17 protein-coding genes are annotated in these 20,373 nt (G+C 65.7%); 14 read left to right on the top strand and 3 right to left on the bottom strand.

Translation table 11 applies throughout. The annotated features are described in order from the left end of the window. Positions 1-19 precede the first annotated feature (19 nt). The gene (gene sfsA / locus UB43_RS25435; protein ID WP_045216825.1) at positions 20-727 is read right to left on the bottom strand and encodes a DNA/RNA nuclease SfsA; all 708 of its coding nucleotides are present in this window, start codon (positions 725-727) and stop codon (positions 20-22) included. Beyond that, entirely contained in the window at positions 727-1,899 is a 1,173-nt protein-coding gene (locus tag UB43_RS25430) for a pyridoxal phosphate-dependent aminotransferase (RefSeq protein ID WP_045216824.1), read from the bottom strand. The genes sfsA and UB43_RS25430 overlap by 1 nt, the downstream gene beginning before the upstream one ends. Positions 1,900-2,233: 334 nt before the next feature. Here UB43_RS25430 and dksA point away from each other — a divergent pair, with 334 nt between their 5' ends. From dksA to pgi, 11 genes are all read left to right on the top strand, one after another. Next, positions 2,234-2,677 (top strand): RNA polymerase-binding protein DksA, encoded by a 444-nt coding sequence (gene dksA, locus UB43_RS25425; RefSeq protein WP_015478905.1) that lies wholly within the window; start codon positions 2,234-2,236, stop codon positions 2,675-2,677. Positions 2,678-2,759: 82 nt separating this feature from the next. Next, positions 2,760-3,647, top strand: coding sequence for a tRNA glutamyl-Q(34) synthetase GluQRS (gluQRS, locus tag UB43_RS25420; RefSeq protein WP_045216821.1), 888 nt, complete (start codon positions 2,760-2,762; stop codon positions 3,645-3,647). A gap of 203 nt (positions 3,648-3,850) precedes the next feature. Continuing rightward, complete coding sequence (locus UB43_RS29655; protein ID WP_015478907.1) at positions 3,851-4,027, top strand: hypothetical protein; 177 nt, start codon at positions 3,851-3,853, stop codon at positions 4,025-4,027. Then, complete coding sequence (locus UB43_RS25410; RefSeq protein WP_045216818.1) at positions 4,011-6,962, top strand: sensor histidine kinase; 2,952 nt, start codon at positions 4,011-4,013, stop codon at positions 6,960-6,962. The genes UB43_RS29655 and UB43_RS25410 overlap by 17 nt, the downstream gene beginning before the upstream one ends. 26 nt (positions 6,963-6,988) lie before the next feature. Continuing rightward, positions 6,989-8,425, top strand: a complete 1,437-nt coding sequence (locus UB43_RS25405) for a sigma-54 dependent transcriptional regulator (RefSeq protein WP_045216815.1) — start codon at positions 6,989-6,991, stop codon at positions 8,423-8,425. A 763-nt stretch (positions 8,426-9,188) separates the two neighbouring features. Further along, entirely contained in the window at positions 9,189-10,598 is a 1,410-nt protein-coding gene (locus UB43_RS25400) for a polynucleotide adenylyltransferase PcnB (RefSeq protein ID WP_045216812.1), read from the top strand. Further along, positions 10,595-11,080, top strand: coding sequence for a 2-amino-4-hydroxy-6-hydroxymethyldihydropteridine diphosphokinase (gene folK, locus UB43_RS25395; RefSeq protein ID WP_045216809.1), 486 nt, complete (start codon positions 10,595-10,597; stop codon positions 11,078-11,080). The genes UB43_RS25400 and folK overlap by 4 nt, the downstream gene beginning before the upstream one ends. A 141-nt stretch (positions 11,081-11,221) precedes the next feature. Further along, complete coding sequence (panB, locus tag UB43_RS25390; protein WP_045216806.1) at positions 11,222-12,019, top strand: 3-methyl-2-oxobutanoate hydroxymethyltransferase; 798 nt, start codon at positions 11,222-11,224, stop codon at positions 12,017-12,019. After that, a complete protein-coding gene (gene panC / locus UB43_RS25385) occupies positions 12,019-12,870 on the top strand; it encodes a pantoate--beta-alanine ligase (protein ID WP_045216803.1) in 852 nt (283 codons plus the stop codon). Before panB ends, panC begins: the two co-directional genes overlap by 1 nt. Before the next feature lie 122 nt (positions 12,871-12,992). Next, positions 12,993-13,373, top strand: coding sequence for an aspartate 1-decarboxylase (gene panD, locus UB43_RS25380; RefSeq protein ID WP_045216800.1), 381 nt, complete (start codon positions 12,993-12,995; stop codon positions 13,371-13,373). An 83-nt stretch (positions 13,374-13,456) separates the two neighbouring features. Next, positions 13,457-15,121 carry a glucose-6-phosphate isomerase gene (pgi, locus tag UB43_RS25375; protein ID WP_045216798.1) on the top strand — a complete coding sequence of 555 codons (1,665 nt, stop codon included), beginning with the start codon at positions 13,457-13,459 and terminating at the stop codon, positions 15,119-15,121. Positions 15,122-15,168: 47 nt separating this feature from the next. Here the strand turns inward: pgi and UB43_RS25370 are convergent, their stop codons facing one another. Further along, positions 15,169-16,143: a GlxA family transcriptional regulator gene (locus UB43_RS25370; RefSeq protein WP_045216795.1), complete on the bottom strand. Its 975-nt coding sequence runs from the start codon at positions 16,141-16,143 to the stop codon at positions 15,169-15,171. Positions 16,144-16,245: 102 nt separating this feature from the next. Here UB43_RS25370 and UB43_RS25365 point away from each other — a divergent pair, with 102 nt between their 5' ends. From UB43_RS25365 to UB43_RS25355, 3 genes are all read left to right on the top strand, one after another. Beyond that, positions 16,246-17,337 carry a DJ-1/PfpI family protein gene (locus tag UB43_RS25365; RefSeq protein ID WP_045216792.1) on the top strand — a complete coding sequence of 364 codons (1,092 nt, stop codon included), beginning with the start codon at positions 16,246-16,248 and terminating at the stop codon, positions 17,335-17,337. Positions 17,338-17,398: 61 nt separating this feature from the next. Continuing rightward, positions 17,399-19,336 (top strand): acetate--CoA ligase, encoded by a 1,938-nt coding sequence (acs, locus tag UB43_RS25360; RefSeq protein ID WP_045216790.1) that lies wholly within the window; start codon positions 17,399-17,401, stop codon positions 19,334-19,336. An 82-nt stretch (positions 19,337-19,418) separates the two neighbouring features. After that, complete coding sequence (locus tag UB43_RS25355; RefSeq protein ID WP_045216788.1) at positions 19,419-20,297, top strand: oxygenase MpaB family protein; 879 nt, start codon at positions 19,419-19,421, stop codon at positions 20,295-20,297. Positions 20,298-20,373 lie beyond the last annotated feature (76 nt).

Raw genomic sequence — 20,373 nt, 5'->3', positions numbered from 1 at the left:
TCGCGCCCATGGGGCGCTCCTACAACAACACCTTCAGCGGCCGCTCCAGCCAAATCTCCCGGGTATCGATCCGCGCGCCATACGCCAGCACCTCCACCCCGGCGTTGTGCGCCTCCGCCAGCGCGGCGGCGTAGGCCCGGTCGATTTCCACCGCCGGGCGAACCGCCTCGATATCCGACAGATTCACCGCGTACAGCAGCACCGCACGCATACCCTCACGCGCCAGCGCCGCCAGCTCGCGCAAGTGCTTGGCACCACGCTGGGTAACGGCATCGGGGAAGGCGGCGACCGAGGTTTCGTCGAACCCCAGGGTCACGCTTTTCACCTCCACGTACACCGGTTTGCCGGCGTACATCAGGCGGAAGTCCGCCCGGCTGTTCTCCTGCCCGTAGGCGACTTCGCGGCGCAGTTCGTCGAAGCCGGCCAGCTCGGTCACCGTGCCGGCCAGCAACGCCTCTTCCACCAGACGATTGGCCCGCCCGGTGTTCACGCAGGCCAATCTCCCCTGTGGAGTCTCCACCAGCTCCCAGGTCCCCGGCAGCTTGCGCTTGGGGTCATCGGAGCGGCTGAACCATACGCGGCAACCCTCGCTCATGCAGTTGAGCATCGAGCCGGTGTTCGGGCAGTGGATGGTCAACTGCTCACCACTGGCGGTCTCGATGTCCGCCAGGAAGCGCTTGTAGCGTTTGATCAGGCGCGCCTCTTCCAGCGCCGGTTCGAAACGCATCAGGGACGCCAGGTCTTCAGGCCGCGGGCGATGCGCTCCACCGCCTGCTGCAGGCGCTCAACGCTCTGGGTGTAGGCGAAACGCACATGGTGCGAAGCCTGGTAACGCCCGAAGTCGATGCCGGGCGTGAAGGCCACGTGCTCGGTCTCGATGAAGTGCTGGCAGAAGGCGAAGGCGTCACCACCGAAGGCGCTGATATCCGCATACAGATAAAAGGCCCCCTCCGGCTCCACGGCGATACCGAAGCCCAGTTCACGCAACGCAGGCAGCAGGTAGTCGCGGCGGCGGCGGAACTCTTCGCGGCGCTCTTCGAGGATCGCCAGGGTGGCCGGCTCGAAGCAGGCCAGCGCGGCGTGCTGGGCCATGCTCGGTGCGCTGATGTAGAGGTTCTGCGCCAGCTTCTCCAGTTCGCCCACCGCCTCGGGCGGCGCCACCAGCCAGCCCAGGCGCCAGCCGGTCATGCCGAAATATTTGGAGAAACTGTTGAGGACGAAGGCCTCGTCATCCACTTCCAGCACGCTGGGCGCGTCGATGCCATAGGTCAGGCCGTGGTAGATCTCGTCGACCACCAGGTGGCCGCCACGCGCCCTGAGGGCCGAAGACAGCGCGGCGAGCTCATCCTTGTGCAACAGGGTGCCCGTAGGATTCGCCGGCGAGGCGGCCAGAGCGCCTACACTGTCCTGATCCCAGTGCCGTGCGATGAGTTCCGGGGTGAGCTGGTAACGGCTCTCCGGCCCAACCGGCACCAGTTGTGCGGCGCCTTCCACCAAGCGCAGGAAATGGCGGTTGCACGGGTAGCCCGGATCAGCCAGCAACCAGTGCTTGCCCGGGTCCACCAGCAGGCTGCTGGCGAGCAGCAGGGCGCCGGAGCCGCCGGGCGTGACGAGAATGCGTTGTGGATCGATCGACAGGCCGTAGCGCTGGGCGTAGAAGCCGGCGATGGCTTCGCGCAGCGCCGGCAGGCCACGTGCGGCGGTATAGCGCGTGTGACCATTTGCCAAGGCCTTCTGCCCGGCCTCGACGATAGGCGCGGCGGTAGTGAAGTCCGGCTCGCCGATTTCCAGGTGGATGACGTCGTGGCCCGCGGCCTGCAGCTCGTTGGCCCGCGCCAGCAGCGCCATGACGTGGAAGGGTTCGATGGCGCGGCTGCGCGCACTGAAGGTGGTGGCCATGGAATATTCCGAACTTTGCGACAGAGCCGGGATTCTAACAGGCCACTGATGAATTCTGGGCAGCCACGCCTGCAATGCGCGGCTTCCGGGAACTTGCAGGCTTCGTCTGGCGAACGCCGACGATTCTGCTCAGGTTTGCAGAAAACCCCACTGGCGATGACCGGTGGGTCGCCGGCCTGGCGATCAGGTCATGTGCGGGTACTGGCAGGCTCGATAACCGGGAGTAGCATCGCGGTTATCGTTCTGGTAAGTTCGCCCGCTGCGAGCGCGGGGCCGGCGGTGCCGGAGAGGGACCATCCGCGAGAGGATTAGCGAGAGTGAGAGGCGGTCATCCATGCCCACCAAAGCAAAGCAACAGAGCAGCCAACTGATTCGTGGCTTCGAGCCCTACCAGGAAACCAAGGGCGAGGAGTACATGAGTGATCGCATGCGCGCGCACTTCACCTCCATCCTCAACAAATGGAAAGTTGAGCTGATGGAAGAAGTGGACCGCACCGTGCACCACATGCAGGACGAAGCGGCCAACTTCCCCGACCCGGCCGACCGGGCCAGCCAGGAAGAAGAGTTCAGCCTCGAGCTGCGCGCCCGCGACCGCGAGCGCAAGCTGATCAAGAAGATCGACGAGACCCTGCAACTGATCGAAGACAACGACTACGGCTGGTGCGATTCCTGCGGCGTCGAGATCGGCATCCGCCGTCTGGAAGCCCGCCCCACCGCCACCCTGTGCATCGACTGCAAGACCCTGGCGGAAATCAAGGAAAAGCAACTGGGCTCCTGAGTCTGGTTGATCCCGAACGGGGCGCTGCGGCGCCCCGTTTCGTTTCCGCGTTTTATAGATAGTCATCCAGCCGAGAGTTTCCATGCCCGCCTCCCGCTACGTCGGACGCTTCGCCCCCACGCCCAGCGGCTACCTGCACTTCGGTTCGCTGGTGGCGGCGGTGGCTTCCTACCTGGACGCGCGCGCCGTGGGGGGAAAGTGGCTGGTACGCATGGAAGACCTCGACCCACCGCGCGAAATGCCCGGCGCCCAGGCGGCTATTCTGGAGACCCTCGAACGCTACGGTTTCGAGTGGGACGGCCCGGTGGAGCGCCAGAGCGAGCGGGGCAACGCCTACGCCGCCCAGGTCGAACAATGGCTGCGCAGCGGCCTCGCCTATGCCTGCACTTGCTCGCGCAAGCAGCTCGAAGGCAGCAACGGCATCTACCCCGGCACCTGCCGCGACGCCCAGCATGACTGGCACGGTGACGTCGCCATCCGCATCCGCGTGCCGGAGCTGGACTACCGCTTCATCGATCGCCTGCAGGGCGAGTTCCACCAGCACCTGGGCCGCGACGTGGGCGACTTCGTCATTCGCCGGCGCGACGGGCTGTTCGCCTACCAACTGGCGGTGGTGCTGGACGATGCCTGGCAGGGTGTTACCGACATCGTTCGCGGCGCCGACCTGCTGGACAACACCCCGCGCCAGCTCTACCTGCAGGAACTGCTGGGCATCGCCGCCCCGCGCTACCTGCACGTGCCGCTGATCATCCAGCCCGATGGTCACAAGCTCGGCAAGTCCTACCGCTCGCCGCCACTGGAAGCCGACCAGGCCGCCCCGCTACTGGTGCGCGCGCTGAAAGCGCTGGGGCAGAAGCCGCCCGCCGAGCTGCTGCATGCTTCGCCGGGCGAGGTGCTCGCCTGGGGCATCGGCCATTGGGACGCCGGCGCCATCCCCCACAGCCTGACGCTGGAAGACGCACAGCTCTAGACTGGTCGTACAGGGCACCTGCACGAACTGTTTTTTGTAGGAGCGAGCTTGCTCGCGAACCTGGTTCTGCGGCGGGGGCCCATTCGCGAGCAAGCTCGCTCCTACATGGCTTGCGACCGCTCGGTGCCAGACAAGGCCGGCAGGCGGCTTGCCGGCAACTGTGCGCACAGGTAGCCTGCCCGCCGAACCAAGAGAGAGACGACATGTACATCTACCGACTGGTGTTGCTCCTGGTCGTGGGCATCTACCTGTTCTCACCGGCCATCATGGACTGGTGGATCGATCCCCACGGCGCCTGGTACCGCCCGTATCTGCTGTGGCTGATCCTGATCGTCGTCACCTTCATCCTGCAGAGCCAGCGCGATGCTGACGAGCTTTAGCCTCACCCAGCTGATCCTGATCAGCGCCTCCTACCTGATGGTCCTCTTCGGTGTCGCCTGGATCACCGAGCGCGGCTTCATTCCGCGCCGGCTGGTGCGCCATCCGCTGATCTACACCCTGTCGCTGGGCGTGTACGCCAGCGCCTGGGCCTTCTATGGCACGGTCGGCCTGGCCTACCAGTACGGCTACGGCTTCCTGGCGATCTACCTGGGCGTCTCCGGCGCCTTCCTGCTCGCGCCGGTGCTGCTCTATCCGATCCTGCGGATCACGCGGGCGTACCAACTGTCGTCGCTGGCCGACCTGTTCGCCTTCCGCTTCCGCAGCACCTGGGCCGGCGCGCTGACCACGCTGTTCATGCTGATCGGCGTGCTGCCGATGCTGGCATTGCAGATCCAGGCGGTGACCGACTCGATCAGCATCCTCACCCGCGAATCCGAGCCCAACCGTGCGGCGCTGGCGTTCTGCGCGCTGATCACGCTGTTCGCCATCCTCTTCGGCGCACGCCACATCGCCACCCGCGAGCGTCATGAAGGGTTGGTAATGGCGATCGCCTTCGAATCGCTGGTGAAGCTGGTGGCGCTCTGCTCCATCGGCCTGTTCGCCCTCTATGGCGTGTTCGGCGGACCGGACGGCCTGGAAGTCTGGCTGCTGCAGAACCAGGAAGCCCTGAGCACCCTGCACACCCCGCTGGCCGAAGGGCCGTGGCGCACGCTGCTGCTGGTGTTCTTCGCCTCGGCCATCGTCATGCCGCACATGTTCCACATGACCTTCACCGAGAACCTCAACCCACGCGCGCTGCTCAGCGCCAGCTGGGGCCTGCCGCTGTTCCTGCTGCCGATGAGCCTCGCGGTGCCGCCGATCCTCTGGGCCGGCCTGCACCTGGGCGCCTCGACCAACCCGGAGTACTTCACCCTCGGCCTGGGCATCTCGGTGGACAGCCCGGCCCTGGCGCTGACCGCCTTCGTCGGCGGCATCTCCGCCGCCAGCGGCCTGATCATCGTGATGACCCTGGCGCTCTCGGGCATGGTGCTCAACCACCTGGTGCTGCCGCTCTACCAGCCGCCGGCCGAAGGCAACATCTACCGCTGGCTGAAATGGACCCGCCGCGCGCTGATCGCCGCGATCATCATGGCCGGCTATGCCTTCTACCTGCTGCTGGGCGCCGAGCAGGACCTGTCCAACCTGGGGATAGTCTCCTTCGTCGCCACCCTGCAGTTCCTTCCCGGCGCGCTGGCCGTGCTCTACTGGCCGACCGCCAACCGCCGCGGTTTCATCGCAGGTCTCGTGGCGGGCATGCTGGTGTGGGGCGCGACCATGCTCACCCCGCTGGTCGCGAACCTGCAGAGCATCTACGTACCGATGTTCAACTCGCTCTACGTGCTCGACGACACCACCTGGCACCTCGCAGCGCTCGCCTCACTGGCGGCCAACGTGCTGGTGTTCACCCTGGTCTCGCTGTTCACCGAAGCCAGCGATGAAGAGAAAGGCGCCGCCGAAGCCTGCGCCGTCGACAACGTGCGCCGCCCACAGCGCCGCGAGCTGATCGCCGTCTCCCCGCAGGAATTCGCCAGCCAGCTGGCCAAGCCGCTGGGGGCAAAGACCGCCCAGCGCGAGGTGGAACAGGCCCTGCGCGACCTCCACCTGCCCTTCGACGAACGCCGCCCCTATGCCCTGCGCCGCCTGCGCGATCGCATCGAAGCGAACCTCTCCGGCCTGATGGGCCCGAGCGTGGCGCAGGACATGGTGGAAACCTTCCTGCCCTACAAGGCCAGCAGCGAAGCCTATGTCACCGAGGACATCCACTTCATCGAGAGCCGCCTGGAGGACTACCACTCCCGCCTCACCGGCCTGGCCGCCGAACTCGATACCCTGCGTCGCTACCACCGCCAGACCCTGCAGGATCTGCCCATGGGCGTCTGCTCGCTGGCCAAGGACCAGGAAATCCTCATGTGGAACCGCGCCATCGAGGAACTCACCGGGGTCAGCGCACAGCGCGTGGTCGGCTCGCGCCTGGCCGCCCTGCCCGATCCGTGGCGCGGCCTGCTGGAAGGCTTCATCGACGCCCCCGACGAGCACCTGCACAAGCAGCGCCTGACCATCGAGGGCCAGACTCGCTGGCTGAACCTGCACAAGGCGGCGATCGAGGAGCCCCTCGCGCCCGGTAACAGCGGCCTGGTACTGCTGGTCGAAGACCTCACCGAAACCCAGTCCCTGGAAGACAAGCTGATCCACTCCGAGCGCCTGGCCTCCATCGGCCGCCTGGCCGCCGGCGTCGCCCACGAGATCGGCAACCCCATCACCGGCATCGCCTGCCTGGCGCAGAACCTGCGGGAAGAACGCGAAGGCGATGGCGAGCTGACCGAGATCAGCGGGCAGATCCTGGAGCAGACCAAGCGCGTCTCGCGCATCGTGCAGTCGCTGATGAGCTTCGCCCACGCCGGCGGCAAGCAGGTCGCGGCCGAGCCGGTGTGCCTGGCGGACGTCGCCCAGGAAGCCATCGGCCTGCTGTCGTTGAACAAGCGCAGCGTCGACGTGCAGTTCTTCAACCTGTGCGATCCGGAACACTGGGTGGAAGGCGACTCCCAGCGCCTGGCCCAGGTGCTGATCAACCTGCTCTCCAACGCCCGCGACGCCTCCCCGCCCAACGGCGCGATCCGCGTGCGCACCGAAGCTTCCGAGCAGACCATCGACCTGATCGTCGAGGACGAAGGCAGCGGAATACCCAAGTCGATCATCGACCGCCTGTTCGAGCCCTTCTTCACCACCAAGGACCCGGGCAAGGGAACCGGCCTGGGGCTCGCTCTGGTCTATTCGATCGTGGAAGAGCATTATGGGCAAATCACCATAGACAGCCCGGCAGACCCGGAACGCGAATGCGGAACCCGCATCAGCGTCACCTTGCCGCGGCATCCTGGCCCGACGGCCGAGCAGTAAACGAGCACGTCGAGAGAGCTGAATACATGGCACATATCCTCATCGTCGAAGACGAAACCATCATCCGTTCCGCCCTGCGACGATTGCTCGAGCGCAACCAGTACCAGGTCAGCGAGGCTGGCTCGGTGCAGGAGGCGCAGGAGCGCTACAGCATCCCGTCGTTTGACATGATCGTCAGCGACCTGCGCCTGCCCGGCGCACCCGGCACCGAACTGATCAAGCTGGCCCAGGGCACCCCGGTGCTGATCATGACCAGCTATGCCAGCCTGCGCTCGGCGGTGGACTCGATGAAGATGGGCGCGGTGGACTACATCGCCAAGCCGTTCGACCACGACGAGATGCTCCAGGCCGTGGCGCGCATCCTCAAGGATCGCCAGGAGAACCGTAACGCTCCCGCCGAATCCCGCGGTAACGCCAAGGCCGCCGAACGTAGCAGCGGTAACACCGCCGCCGCGGATGGCGATATCGGCATCATCGGCTCCTGCCCGCCCATGCAGGAGCTCTACACCAAGATCCGCAAGGTCGCGCCGACGGACTCCAATGTGCTGATCCAGGGCGAGTCCGGTACCGGCAAGGAACTGGTTGCCCGCGCGCTGCACAACCTGTCCAAGCGCACCAAGGCGCCGCTGATCTCGGTGAACTGTGCCGCGATCCCGGAAACCCTGATCGAATCCGAACTGTTCGGCCACGAGAAAGGCGCGTTCACTGGCGCCAGCGCGGGTCGCGCGGGCCTGGTGGAAGCCGCTGACGGCGGCACCCTGTTCCTCGACGAGATAGGCGAACTGCCGCTCGAGGCCCAGGCTCGCCTGCTGCGCGTGCTGCAGGAAGGCGAGATTCGCCGCGTCGGCTCGGTACAGTCGCAGAAGGTCGACGTCCGTCTGATCGCCGCCACCCACCGCGACCTGAAGATGCTGGCCAAGACCGGCCAGTTCCGCGAAGACCTCTATTACCGCCTGCACGTCATCTCGCTGAAGCTGCCGCCCCTGCGTGAACGCGGCGCCGACGTGATGGAAATCGCCCGCTCCTTCCTGGCGCGCCAGTGCTCCCAGATGGGGCGCCCGGCGCTGACCTTCTCCCACGAAGCCGAACAGGCCATCCGTCACTACCCCTGGCCGGGTAACGTGCGTGAGCTGGAGAACGCCATCGAGCGCGCAGTGATCCTCAGCGAAAGCCAGGAAATCCCTGCCGACCTGCTGGGCATCGACATCGAGCTGGACGATCTGGAAGACGACTTCGGCGATGACGGCGACCTGCGCCCGGCCAACAGCAGCGCCAGCAACCACGAGCCCACCGAGGACCTGTCGCTGGAGGACTACTTCCAGCACTTCGTCCTCGAGCACCAGGACCACATGACCGAGACCGAGCTGGCCCGCAAGCTGGGTATCAGCCGCAAATGCCTGTGGGAACGCCGCCAGCGCCTGGGCATCCCGCGCCGCAAATCCGGCGCATCGGCTGACTCGTAAGACGTTTCATACTGTTACCGGAGACAAGCTCCGTAACAAAAGCCGGGTTCATCGGTAACGGAAACCCGGCTTTTTTGTGCCTGCCGCTTGGGGGGCAATCCTCGCAAACCCTTGAAAAATAAGGATTCGCAAAAGTTGGCACGGCATCTGCTTTGTTATTGGTACAACAACAATAACAAGCACGACCATTCACAATAAGAACAAGACGAAACGACTCCAGCACAACAAAAACAAGATCGCGGAGGCGCAGCTAACTGATTCTTTTGGAGAAGGGTAGCCGTCGGGACCAGTCCCGCAACCAGTCAAGAAGAATAAAACTGTCTTGAGGCAGCACGCAAAACTGGTTGGATCGAAAGATCATTGCTCACTCAGCGACCAAAGCAATCCGTTTGCTATTGAACACCTTCCAAGTGTGGAAGGTTCCCCGAAGCAGGTAGCTTTGAGGGTCGGGTCTACAAACAAAAACAACAAGCCCGGTAATCATAATAAAAACAAAGCACGCACCTATTTGGGGGGGAGCCTCGGCTCCCCCAGTAGCTTTCGCTACACTCTCCCGCTCTCTCCCCGCAAGTCCCTTTCTTCAGTTTTCTTCATCATCCCACCCCACGATGCTAGAATCGCCGCGGCGCAGACGGCATTCGATTTGCTGCCATTTGTTTCAAGGCAGCGGCAGACACCCGCTATCCTCCAGGAAACGCCGTAATCAGGCGGCTTGCCGAGACCTGCGTATGCCATCCATACACCTATTCCCGATAGTGCACACATGCTGAAAAAGCTGATCCAGTCCATCCGATCCCCACTGCGCCGTCCGCGCGCTGTCCGCACTACTCCGGAAGTCGTTGGCAATCATCAGCACTCGCTGCGGCGGGAACAGTTCAGCAGGAACGCGGTGAACGTCGTGGAGCGCCTGACCAAGGCCGGCTACCAGGCGTACATCGTCGGCGGTGGTGTTCGCGACCCGCTGCTGGGCATTCCGCCCAAGGACTTCGACGTGGCCACCAGCGCCACCCCCGAGCAGGTGCGTGCCGAATTCCGCAACGCGCGGGTGATCGGTCGCCGCTTCAAGCTGGTCCACGTCCATTTCGGCCGAGAGATCATCGAGGTCGCCACCTTCCGCGCGAACCATCCGGTCACCGAAGACGACGACACCAACAACGCCCATGCGTCCCGCAACGAGGCCGGCCGCATCCTGCGTGACAACGTCTACGGCACCCTCGAAGACGACGCCCAGCGCCGTGACTTCACCATCAATGCTCTGTACTTCGACGTCACCGGCGAGCGCATCCTCGACTACGCCCACGGCGTACGCGACATCCGCAATCGTCTGATCCGCCTGATCGGCGATCCGGAGCAGCGTTACCTCGAAGACCCGGTACGGATGCTGCGGGCCGTGCGCTTCGCCGCCAAGCTGGACTTCGAGATCGAGAAGCACAGCGCCGCGCCGATCCGCCGCCTGGCGCCGCTGCTCAATGAAATTCCTTCGGCGCGCCTGTTCGACGAAATCCTCAAGCTGTTCCTCAGCGGCAAGGCCGAACGCACCTTCGAACTGCTCAACGAGTACGAACTGTTCGCCCCGCTGTTCCCGGCGAGCGCCAAGGCGCTGAAGGAAGACCCCGAGTACGCCGGCAAGCTGATGCGCCAAGCCCTGGCCAACACCGACGAGCGCATTCGCCTGGGCAAGCCGGTCACCCCGGCCTTCCTGTTCGCCGCACTGCTCTGGCCGGCCCTGCCCGCCCGCGTACTGAAGCTGCAGGACCGCGGCATGCCGCCGATCCCGGCGATGCAGGAAGCCGCCCACGAGCTGATCCTCGAGCAGTGCCGCCGCACCGCGGTGCCCAAGCGCTTCACCATCCCGATTCGCGAGATCTGGGACATGCAGGAGCGTCTGCCGCGCCGCCAGGGCAAGAAGGCCGACCTGCTGCTGGAAAACCCACGCTTCCGTGCCGGCTACGACTTCCTCCTGCTGCGCGAGAGTGCCGGCGAGGAAACCGGTGGCCTCGGCGACTGGTGGACCGACTACCAGGAAGCCAGCGACGGTGAACGCCGCGGCATGATCCGCAACCTGGCCAGCCAGCAGGAAGAAGGCGGCGCCGCCGCACCGCGCAAACGCCGCCGTGGCGGCAGCAACCGTCGTCGTCGCGGCCCGCGCACCGAAGGCGCCAGCAGCGAATGAGCGAGCGGGCGTACATCGGGCTCGGCAGCAACCTCGCTGAGCCACGCCAGCAGCTGGAAGCCGCGCTGAAGGCGCTGTCGCAGGTCCCCGCCACCAAGGTGGCGGTGGTCTCCCCGCTCTACGCCAGCGACCCGCTGGGCCCACCGGACCAGCCGCGCTACGTCAATGCCGTGGCCGCCCTGGATACCGATCTGGAACCACTCGCGCTGCTGGACGCCCTGCAGACCATCGAGCTGGAACAGGGCCGCGTCCGCAAGGACGAGCGCTGGGGGCCGCGCACCCTCGATCTCGATATCCTGCTGTTCGGCGAGCGCCTGATCGACGAGCCGCGCCTGAGCGTGCCGCACTATCACATGCACGCCCGCGCCTTCGTGCTCTACCCACTGGCGGACCTCGCCCCGCAACTGCGTTTCCCCGACGGGCGCACCCTACCCGAGCTGCTCGCCGCCTGTCCGTTCAGCGGCCTCGAGCGCCTGTCCTGATGCATGCTGCGCCCCAGGCGTGGGGCGCACTGGCAGTAACGCCGTAACAGTCCGGTAACACCTGCAATTGACTTCGCCTTTTTCGATCCGGACTATAGGGCCCCGTTTGCCCCTGCCCGGCGCAGAACCGAGGACACTTTCATGCCTGATGTCACCCTGACCACCCTGCAAGGTCTCAAGCAAAGCGGCGAAAAGATCGCGATGCTGACCGCTTACGATGCCACTTTCGCCCACACCGCCAGTCTGGCCGGTGCCGAAATGCTGCTGATCGGTGACTCCCTGGGTATGGTGCTGCAAGGTCACGACAGCACGCTGCCGGTGACCGTCGAAGACATGGCCTACCACACCGCCGCCGTGAAACGCGGTAACAAGGGCGCGCTGATCGTCACCGACCTGCCGTTCGAATCCGGCACCTCGCTGGACCAGTTGCTGCGCGACTCAGTGAAGGTCATGCAGGCCGGCGCCCACATGGTCAAGCTCGAAGGCGGCGCCTGGCTTGCCGAGCCGATCATTCGCCTGGCCCAGATGGGCATCCCGGTGTGCGCACACCTGGGCCTCACTCCGCAGGCCGTCAACCTGTTCGGCGGTTTCAAGGTCCAGGGCCGCCAGGAAAACCAGGCGCGCCAGCTGCGCGCCGACGCCATCGCCCTGGAGCAGGCCGGCGCCGCCGTGCTGCTGCTGGAGTGCGTACCGTCCTCCCTGGCGAAGGAAATTACCGAAGCCGTGAAGATCCCGGTCATCGGCATCGGTGCTGGCGCCGACACCGACGGCCAGGTCCTGGTGATGCACGACATGCTCGGCCTGTCGCTGTCCGGCCGTTCGCCGAAGTTCGTGAAGAACTTCCTCGAAGGTCAGCCCGACATCCAGTCTGCCTTCGCTGCCTACGTGAAGGCAGTCAAGGACGGCACCTTCCCCGGCCCGGAGCACGGTTTCGCCTGATGAATACAGTCAAGACAGTCCGCGAGCTGCGCGCCGCCGTGGCGCGCGCCCGCAGCGAAGGCAAGCGCATCGCGCTGGTGCCGACCATGGGCAACCTGCACGCCGGCCACGCCGCGCTGGTGACCAAGGCCAGCCAGCGCGCCGACTTCGTGGTGGCGAGCATCTTCGTCAACCCGCTGCAGTTCGGCCCCAGCGAAGACCTGGACAAGTACCCGCGCACCCTGGCGGCGGACCAGGAGAAACTGCTCAAGGCCGGCTGCCACCTGCTGTTCGCCCCCACTGTCGAGGAAATGTACCCCGACGGCATGGAAGGCCAGACCAAACTGCATGTCACCGGTGTCTCCGAGGGCCTGTGCGGCGGCAGCCGTCCGGGCCACTTCGACGGCGTCGCCACGGTGGTCTGCAAGCTGTTCAACATGGTCCAACCCGACATGGCGCTGTTTGGCGAGAAGGACTTCCAGCAGTTGGCGGTCATCCGCAAGCTGGTGCGCGACCTCAACCTGCCGATCCAGATCTTCGGTGAACCCACCGTGCGCGCCGAGGACGGCCTGGCCCTGTCGTCGCGCAACGGTTACCTCACCGAGGAACAGCGCGCCGTCGCACCTGTCCTGCAGCGCACCCTGAAGCAACTGGCCGAGCGCATCCGCCAGGGCGAGCGCGACTTCCCCGCGCTGCTGTCCGAGGGCAGCCAGCAGATCGAAGCGGCCGGCCTGCGCATCGATTACCTCGAGGCCCGCGAGTCCGCCGGCCTGCGCCCGGCCACGGCGCAAGACCATCAGCTGGTGATCCTGGTCGCCGCCTTCCTGGGCACCACCCGGCTGATCGACAACCTCGCCTTCCACATCGACTGATTCCCCGCCCAACACCCGAATTTTCGCCTTGAAGCCACGCCAGTCGTGGCCTTGAGCGACTTCGGGTGCTCGGGCATACTCGCCCCGCTCTCCTCGACCAGAAGAAAAACAGGAGCCACGCCATGCAGAGCATCATGCTCAAAGCCAAACTGCACCGCGCCGAAGTCACCCACGCCGTGCTCGACTATGAAGGCTCCTGCGCCATCGACGGCGAATGGCTCGATCTCGCCGGCATCCGCGAGTACGAACAGATCCAGATCTACAACGTCGACAATGGCGAACGCTTCACCACCTATGCCATCCGTGGCGAGGAAGGTTCGCGGATGATTTCCGTCAACGGCGCGGCCGCCCACAAGGCCAAGGTGGGTGACCGGGTGATCATCTGCGCGTACGCTCAGTTTAGCGACGCCGAGCTGGAAGGCTACAAGCCGCGCATGCTGTACATGGCGCCCGGCAATGAACTCAGCCACACCAGCAACGCCATCCCGGTTCAGCTCGCCTGAGCCACTGGGAAGGTTCGGAACCACCGGGCCTCCCCAAGTTCCAAAGCCTCGTTAAACACGCACGTCTTACCCGAAGGTACGTCATGGAACACCACCTCACCCCGCTGGATGCCACCAAACTGGCAAGCTGGCAGGAATTGGCCACCCACCGCCAGGATCTGCAGAACTTCACCATGCGCGAGGCATTCGCCGAGGACCCGGAGCGTTTCAAGCGTTTCTCCCTCAGCGCCTGTGGCCTGTTCCTCGATTTCTCGAAGAACCTGATCCGCCAGGACACCCTCGACCTGCTGGTGAAGCTCGCCGAGGAAGCCAGGCTGGGCGAGGCCATCCAGTCGATGTTCCGGGGTGACGTGATCAACGCTTCCGAGCGCCGCCCGGTGCTGCACACCGCGCTGCGCCGGCCCATCGGCGACAAGGTGCTGGTCGATGGCGTCGACGTGATGCCCGAGGTGCACCGTGTTCTGCACCAGATGACCGAGCTGGTTTCTGCCGTGCACAACGGCCTGTGGCGCGGCTACACCGAGAAGCCGATCACCGACGTGGTGAACATCGGTATCGGTGGCTCCTTCCTCGGTCCGCAGCTGGTCTCCGAAGCGCTGCTGCCCTTCGCCCAGAAAGGCGTGCGTTGCCACTACCTGGCGAACATCGACGGTAGCGAATTCCGCGAGATGACCGCCAAGCTCAACGCCGAGACCACGCTGTTCATCGTCTCCTCGAAGTCCTTCGGCACCCTGGAAACCCTGAAGAACGCCCAGGCCGCCCGCGCCTGGTACCTGGCCCAGGGCGGCAGCGAGGCGGAGCTGTACCGCCACTTCATCGCCGTTTCCAGCAACAAGGAAGCCGCATCGGCATTCGGCATCCGCCCGGAAAACGTCTTCCCGATGTGGGACTGGGTCGGCGGTCGCTACTCGCTGTGGTCGGCCATCGGCCTGCCAATCGCCATGTCGGTGGGTATCAACAACTTCAAGGAGCTGCTGTCCGGCGCCTACAGCATGGACCAGCACTTCCTGACCTCGCCGTTCGAGAAGAACATCCCGGTGCTGCTGGGCCTGCTCGGCGTCTGGTACGGCGACTTCTGGGGCGCGCGCAGCCACGCGATCCTGCCCTACGACTACTACCTGCGGAACATCACCGACCACCTGCAGCAGCTGGACATGGAGTCCAACGGCAAGAGCGTGCGCCAGGACGGCACCCCGGTGTCCGCCGGCACCGGCCCGGTGATCTGGGGCGGCGTAGGCTGCAACGGCCAGCATGCGTACCACCAGCTGCTGCACCAGGGCACCCACCTGATCCCGGCCGACTTCATCGTCCCGGTGTCCAGCTACAACCCGGTGGCCGACCACCACCAGTGGCTTTACGCCAACTGCCTGTCGCAGAGCCAGGCCCTGATGGTCGGCAAGAGCCGAGCTGAAGCCGAAGCCGAGCTGCGCGCCAAGGGCGTGGACGAAGCCGAAGTGCAGCGCCTGGCGCCGCACAAGGTGATCCCGGGCAACCGCCCGAGCAACACCCTGGTGCTGGAGCGCATCAGCGCCCGCCGACTGGGTGCGCTGATCGCCATGTACGAGCACAAGGTCTACGTACAGAGCATCCTCTGGGGCATCAACGCCTTCGACCAGTGGGGCGTGGAACTGGGCAAGGAGCTGGGCAAGGCCGTCTACGGCCGCCTGGTCGGCAGCGAGGAAAATGCCGCCGAGGACGGCTCCACCCAGGGCCTGATCGACTTCTTCCGCGGCCGTCACCGCGGCTGATGGCGAAACGGACGGGGGCGCACCTGACCTGCGCCTCCGTCCGCTTCCTAGCGGCAGAAGCGCTGCCGAAACTCCCCGGGCGTCACGCCCAGCGCCTGCACGAAGGCGCGCCGCAGGTTGTACTCGTTGCCAAAGCCGGCGTGCTGCGCCACGCGCTTGAGCGACGACTCCCCCGCCTCCAGCAATTGGCTCGCCTTTTCCAGACGCAACTCCAGCAACAGCTTCGCCGGCGTCATGCCCATCTCCGCCTGGCAATGCCGATGCAGGGTGCGCGATGACATGGCCATCTGCGCCGCCATCTCCTCGACATCGAGGGCCTCCGCCAACCGTTCCCGCAGCCACTCCACCAGGCGCTCCATGTGCCCGCCCGGCGGCGCCTGCTGCGCCAGCAGCTCGGCACTGAACTGGCGCTGGCCGCCAGGACGGCGCAGGTACATCACCAACCCACGGGCAACCCGCAGCGACAGGTCGCGGCCGTGGTCCTCCTCCACCAGACTCAGGCACAGGTCCATCCCGGCCGTCACACCGGCGGAGCTGTAGAACTTCTCGTCGCGGACGAACAGCGAGTCGTGCATCACCCGCAAGCGAGGAAACAGCCGCTGTAACAGTTCGGCGTAACGCCAGTGGGTAACCACTGGGCGCCCCTCCAGCAACCTCGCCTGTGCCAGCAGAAAGGCCCCGGTGCACACCGAGCCGCAACGCGCGGCGTGGATTGCGGCCTGCGCCAGCCAGCTCGCGACCTCACCTTTCTGCAGGACCGCCTGCACCCCATGGCCGCCAGCCACCAGCACGGTGCAGCCGGCCGCCTGCTGCGGTTCTGGCAGGGCCCTGGTCACCAGTTCCAGTCCGGTGCTGGAGCGAACCAACCCGCCAGCGGGCGATATCGCCTCGAGCAGGTAGGCGGGACGGGCAGCAGCCGGCAGGTGCTCGTCCACAGCCGAGAAGACATCGGCCGGCCCGCTGGCATCGAGCAACTGGAAGTCCGGGAAGACCAGCAACAGGACACGGTGAGGAGCATTCATCGGGGCGAATCCCTGGCAGCGATTGGCAGATATTCATCCATCAGCGTCAGAAGTGACAGGCGCATCGCCGGCAGGATGGAAATCCCCTCCCCGGAGACGGCCATGCGCACTTTCCTGCTGTTCCTCATCCTGCTGCTCTGCACTCACGCCGCCCAGGCCGACAATGAGGCGCTCGCGCCTTATCACCCGCGCTTCGGCCGCGAGCGCCCGGTCATCGCCGTCGTCGCACAGAACCGCATGACCGAGCTCACGGACTACGTCGTCCCGCTCGGCGTGCTGCGCCGCTCGGGCGCAGCGCAAGTGCTCGCCCTTGCGACGGAACCCGGGCCGGTGCAATTGATGCCAGCCCTGCGACTTCAGCCACAGGCCACGCTGGAGGAATTCGCGCAACGCTTTCCACAGGGTGCCGACTACCTGATCGTGCCCGCCGTGCACGACAGCCAGGACCCCGTCCTGCTGGCCTTCATCCAGGCGCAGGCCGCGCAGGGCGCGACTATCGTCGGCGTCTGCGATGGCGTCCTGGTGCTGGGCAACGCAGGGCTGTTGCACGGCCGACACGCCACCGGTCATTGGTACTCACGCAAACAACGCCTGGAGGACTACCCCGATGCCCACTGGGAGGAGAATCGCCGCTATGTAGCGGACGGCAAGGTCATCACTACCTCCGGTGTTACCGCTGCGTTACCGCTGTCGCTTGCACTGGTGCAGGCCATCGCCGGCAAAGCCAGGGCCGCCACGCTCGCTCGTGAGTTCGGCGTACAGGACTGGTCGCCGCGGCACGACAGCCAGCGCTTCAGCCTCGGCGCCAGCGGCTACCTGACTGCCGCCGGCAACTACCTCGCCCTCTGGAACCACGAGGTCTTCAGCGTTCCCCTGGAGCCAGGCTTCGATGAAGTCAGCCTGGCACTGACAGCGGATGCCTGGGCGCGGACCTTCCGATCAGAAGTACGGGGCAGCGCCGCACACTCCGTCAGCAGTGCCGGTGGCCTGCTGTTCCTGCCGGACGCGCCTGGCGACCACCCAGTATTGCCGGGACGCGGCGCCACGGCGATCCCGGCGCTCGACAGCACACTCGACGCCATCGCCCGGCGCTACGGCGAATCGACCCGGCGCCTGGTCGCCGCCCAGCTGGAATATGTCTCCTCTGAACGATCCGGCGCGGTGGCGCGTCGAAACAACATGGACAACCCTTGAACCCGCCTGGCCTTGGATGCACCCTTGGGGCATCTCGGCTCAACAACAACAAGGATTCCCCATGTACGAGATCAGCCTTCACCCCGTGCCGGAGGCCGTACGCAAGCGTGCCTACCTCGACAACGACGCCTACCAGCGCCTCTACCAGCAGTCGGTGGATGACCCGGAAGCCTTCTGGGGCGAGCAGGCCAAGGCCTTCCTCGACTGGTTCAAGCCCTGGCACTCGGTGCACCACGGCGACCTGGCGAAGGGCCAGGCCACCTGGTTCAAGGGCGGCCAGCTCAACGTCACCTACAACTGCATCGACCGCCACCTGGAACAACGCGCCGAGCAGGTCGCGATCATCTGGGAAGGCGACAACCCCAGCGAATCCGCCAACATCACCTACCGCAAGCTGCACAGCCATGTCTGCCGCCTGGCCAACGTGCTCAAGAGCCGCGGCGTAGGGAAGGGCGACCGGGTCTGCATCTACATGCCGATGATCCCCGAGGCGGCCTACGCCATGCTCGCCTGCGCGCGGATCGGCGCGATCCACTCGGTGGTATTCGGCGGCTTCTCCCCGGACGCCCTGCGTGACCGCATCAACGATGCCGACTGCCGCACCGTGATCACCGCCGACGAAGGCGTACGCGGCGGCAAGTACGTCCCGCTGAAGAGGAACGTGGAGAAGGCCCTGGCCGACTGCCCGAACGTCTCCACCGTGGTGGTGGTCGAGCGCACCCAGGGCGAGATTCCGTGGGTCGAAGGGCGTGACATCTGGTATCACGAGGCGCTACGCGAAGTCAGCGAAGACTGCGCCCCCGAGCCGATGGACTCCGAGGACCCGCTGTTCATCCTCTACACCTCCGGCTCCACCGGCAAACCCAAGGGCGTCCTGCACACCACCGGCGGCTACCTGCTGGGCGCGGCCATGACCCACAAGTACGTGTTCGACTACCACGACGGCGACATCTACTGGTGCACCGCGGACGTGGGCTGGGTCACCGGCCACAGCTACATCGTCTACGGCCCGCTGGCCAACGGCGCCACCACGCTGATGTTCGAGGGCGTGCCGAATTACCCCGACGCCTCGCGCTTCTGGCAGGTGATCGACAAGCACCAGGTGAACATTTTCTACACCGCGCCGACCGCGATCCGCGCGCTGATGCGCGAGGGCGAAGCCCCGGTGCAGAAGACCGATCGCAGCAGCCTGCGCCTGCTCGGTTCAGTGGGCGAGCCGATCAACCCGGAAGCCTGGGAGTGGTACTACAACGTGGTGGGCGAAAAGCGCTGCCCCATCGTCGACACCTGGTGGCAGACCGAGACCGGCAGCATCCTGATTACCCCGCTGCCCGGCGCCACTGACCTCAAGCCTGGCTCCGCCACCCGCCCCTTCTTCGGCGTGCAACCGGTGCTGCTGGATGAGCAGGGCAAGGAAATCGATGGCCCCGGCTCCGGCGTCCTGGCGGTCAAGGCCAGCTGGCCGAGCCAGATCCGCAGCGTCTACGGCGATCACCAGCGGATGATCGACACCTACTTCAAGCCCTACCCCGGCTACTACTTCACCGGCGACGGCGCGCGACGCGACGAGGATGGCTACTACTGGATCACCGGCCGCGTGGACGACGTGATCAACGTCTCCGGCCACCGCATCGGCACCGCCGAGGTGGAAAGCGCGCTGGTGCTGCATGACTCGGTCGCCGAGGCCGCCGTGGTCGGTTATCCGCACGACCTCAAGGGCCAGGGCATCTACGCCTTCGTCACCACCATGAACGGCATCGAGCCCAGCGACGCGCTCAAGCAGGAACTGCTGGCCCTGGTGAGCAAGGAGATCGGCAGCTTCGCCAAGCCGGAAATGCTGCAGTGGGCGCCGGGCCTGCCCAAGACCCGTTCGGGCAAGATCATGCGGCGCATCCTGCGCAAGATCGCCTGCAACGAACTGGAAAACCTCGGCGATACCTCGACCCTGGCCGATCCCAGCGTGGTCCAGGGGCTGATCGACAACCGCCTCAACCGTTGACGCACGCTACAGGCCAAGGGTGCAAAGATGCTAGGTTTAAAGAACAGACCTGTCGTCCTTGCCCCGAGGCCTGCCCGCCGCAATGGAAACCGTCCGCCGTCATATCGAAAGCCAGGTACTCAGCCTGACCGGCCTCGCCCTGGGCGGGGTCGACTTCGAGTCGCCCAAGGGCGACCCCGGCCTGTTCGGGCCGGATTCCGTGAGCTGGAGAGTCCACGGTGACTTCAGCTCGATGCTCATCGGCGGCATCAGTGCCCTGCTCCTGCAGATGCTGCATCCGGCCGCCCTCGGCGGCGTCTGGGACCACTCCAACTTCCGCGCCGACATGCTTGGCCGCCTGCGCCGCACCGGTCAGTTCATCTCCGCCACCACCTATGGCTCGCGCAATGACGCCGAGAAGCTGATCGAGCGTGTGCGGCGAATCCACGACAATGTGCACGGCACGCTGCCCGACGGCACCTCCTATGCGGCCAGCGACCCGGACCTGCTGACCTGGGTGCACGTCGCCGAAGTCAGCTGCTTCCTCGCCTCGCACCTGCGCTACCTGAACCCGGATCTTTCCGGCGAAGAGCAGGACCGTTACTACGACGAGATCGCCCTCATCGCCGAGCGACTCGGCGCACGCGATGTACCTCGTTCCCGCGCGGAGGTAGCCGCCTACCTGAAACGCATGCGACCGCAGCTTCGCTACGACGAACGCACCCGCGAGGTGGTCAGCGTACTGTTCAACGCCCCCGCCCCGAGCTTCCTTGCCAAACCCTTCGGCATGCTGATGATGCGCGCCGGCATCGACCTGCTGCCGGACTGGGCCACGGATCAGCTCGGCCTGAGCCTGGGCAGCCTGCAACGGCAACTGATCCGCTCCAGTGTGAGACGCAGCGTGCCACTGCTGCGCTGGGCGGTACGCAACGGCTCGCTGCACCGCGCACGCCGGCGCATGGGTTTACCACCTCTGCGCTGAAGCGTGACCACCCGGTTCGGAGGGTGGTGAGCCGGCGGCGGGCGTGCAACCATGGCCGTTCGCTGCGGCCTCGCCG

This window comes from Pseudomonas sp. 21, assembly GCF_000955805.1.
Taxonomy (GTDB): domain Bacteria; phylum Pseudomonadota; class Gammaproteobacteria; order Pseudomonadales; family Pseudomonadaceae; genus Pseudomonas.
Note: the sequence above shows the minus strand (reverse complement) of the source record. Positions and strands in the feature narration are given on the sequence as shown.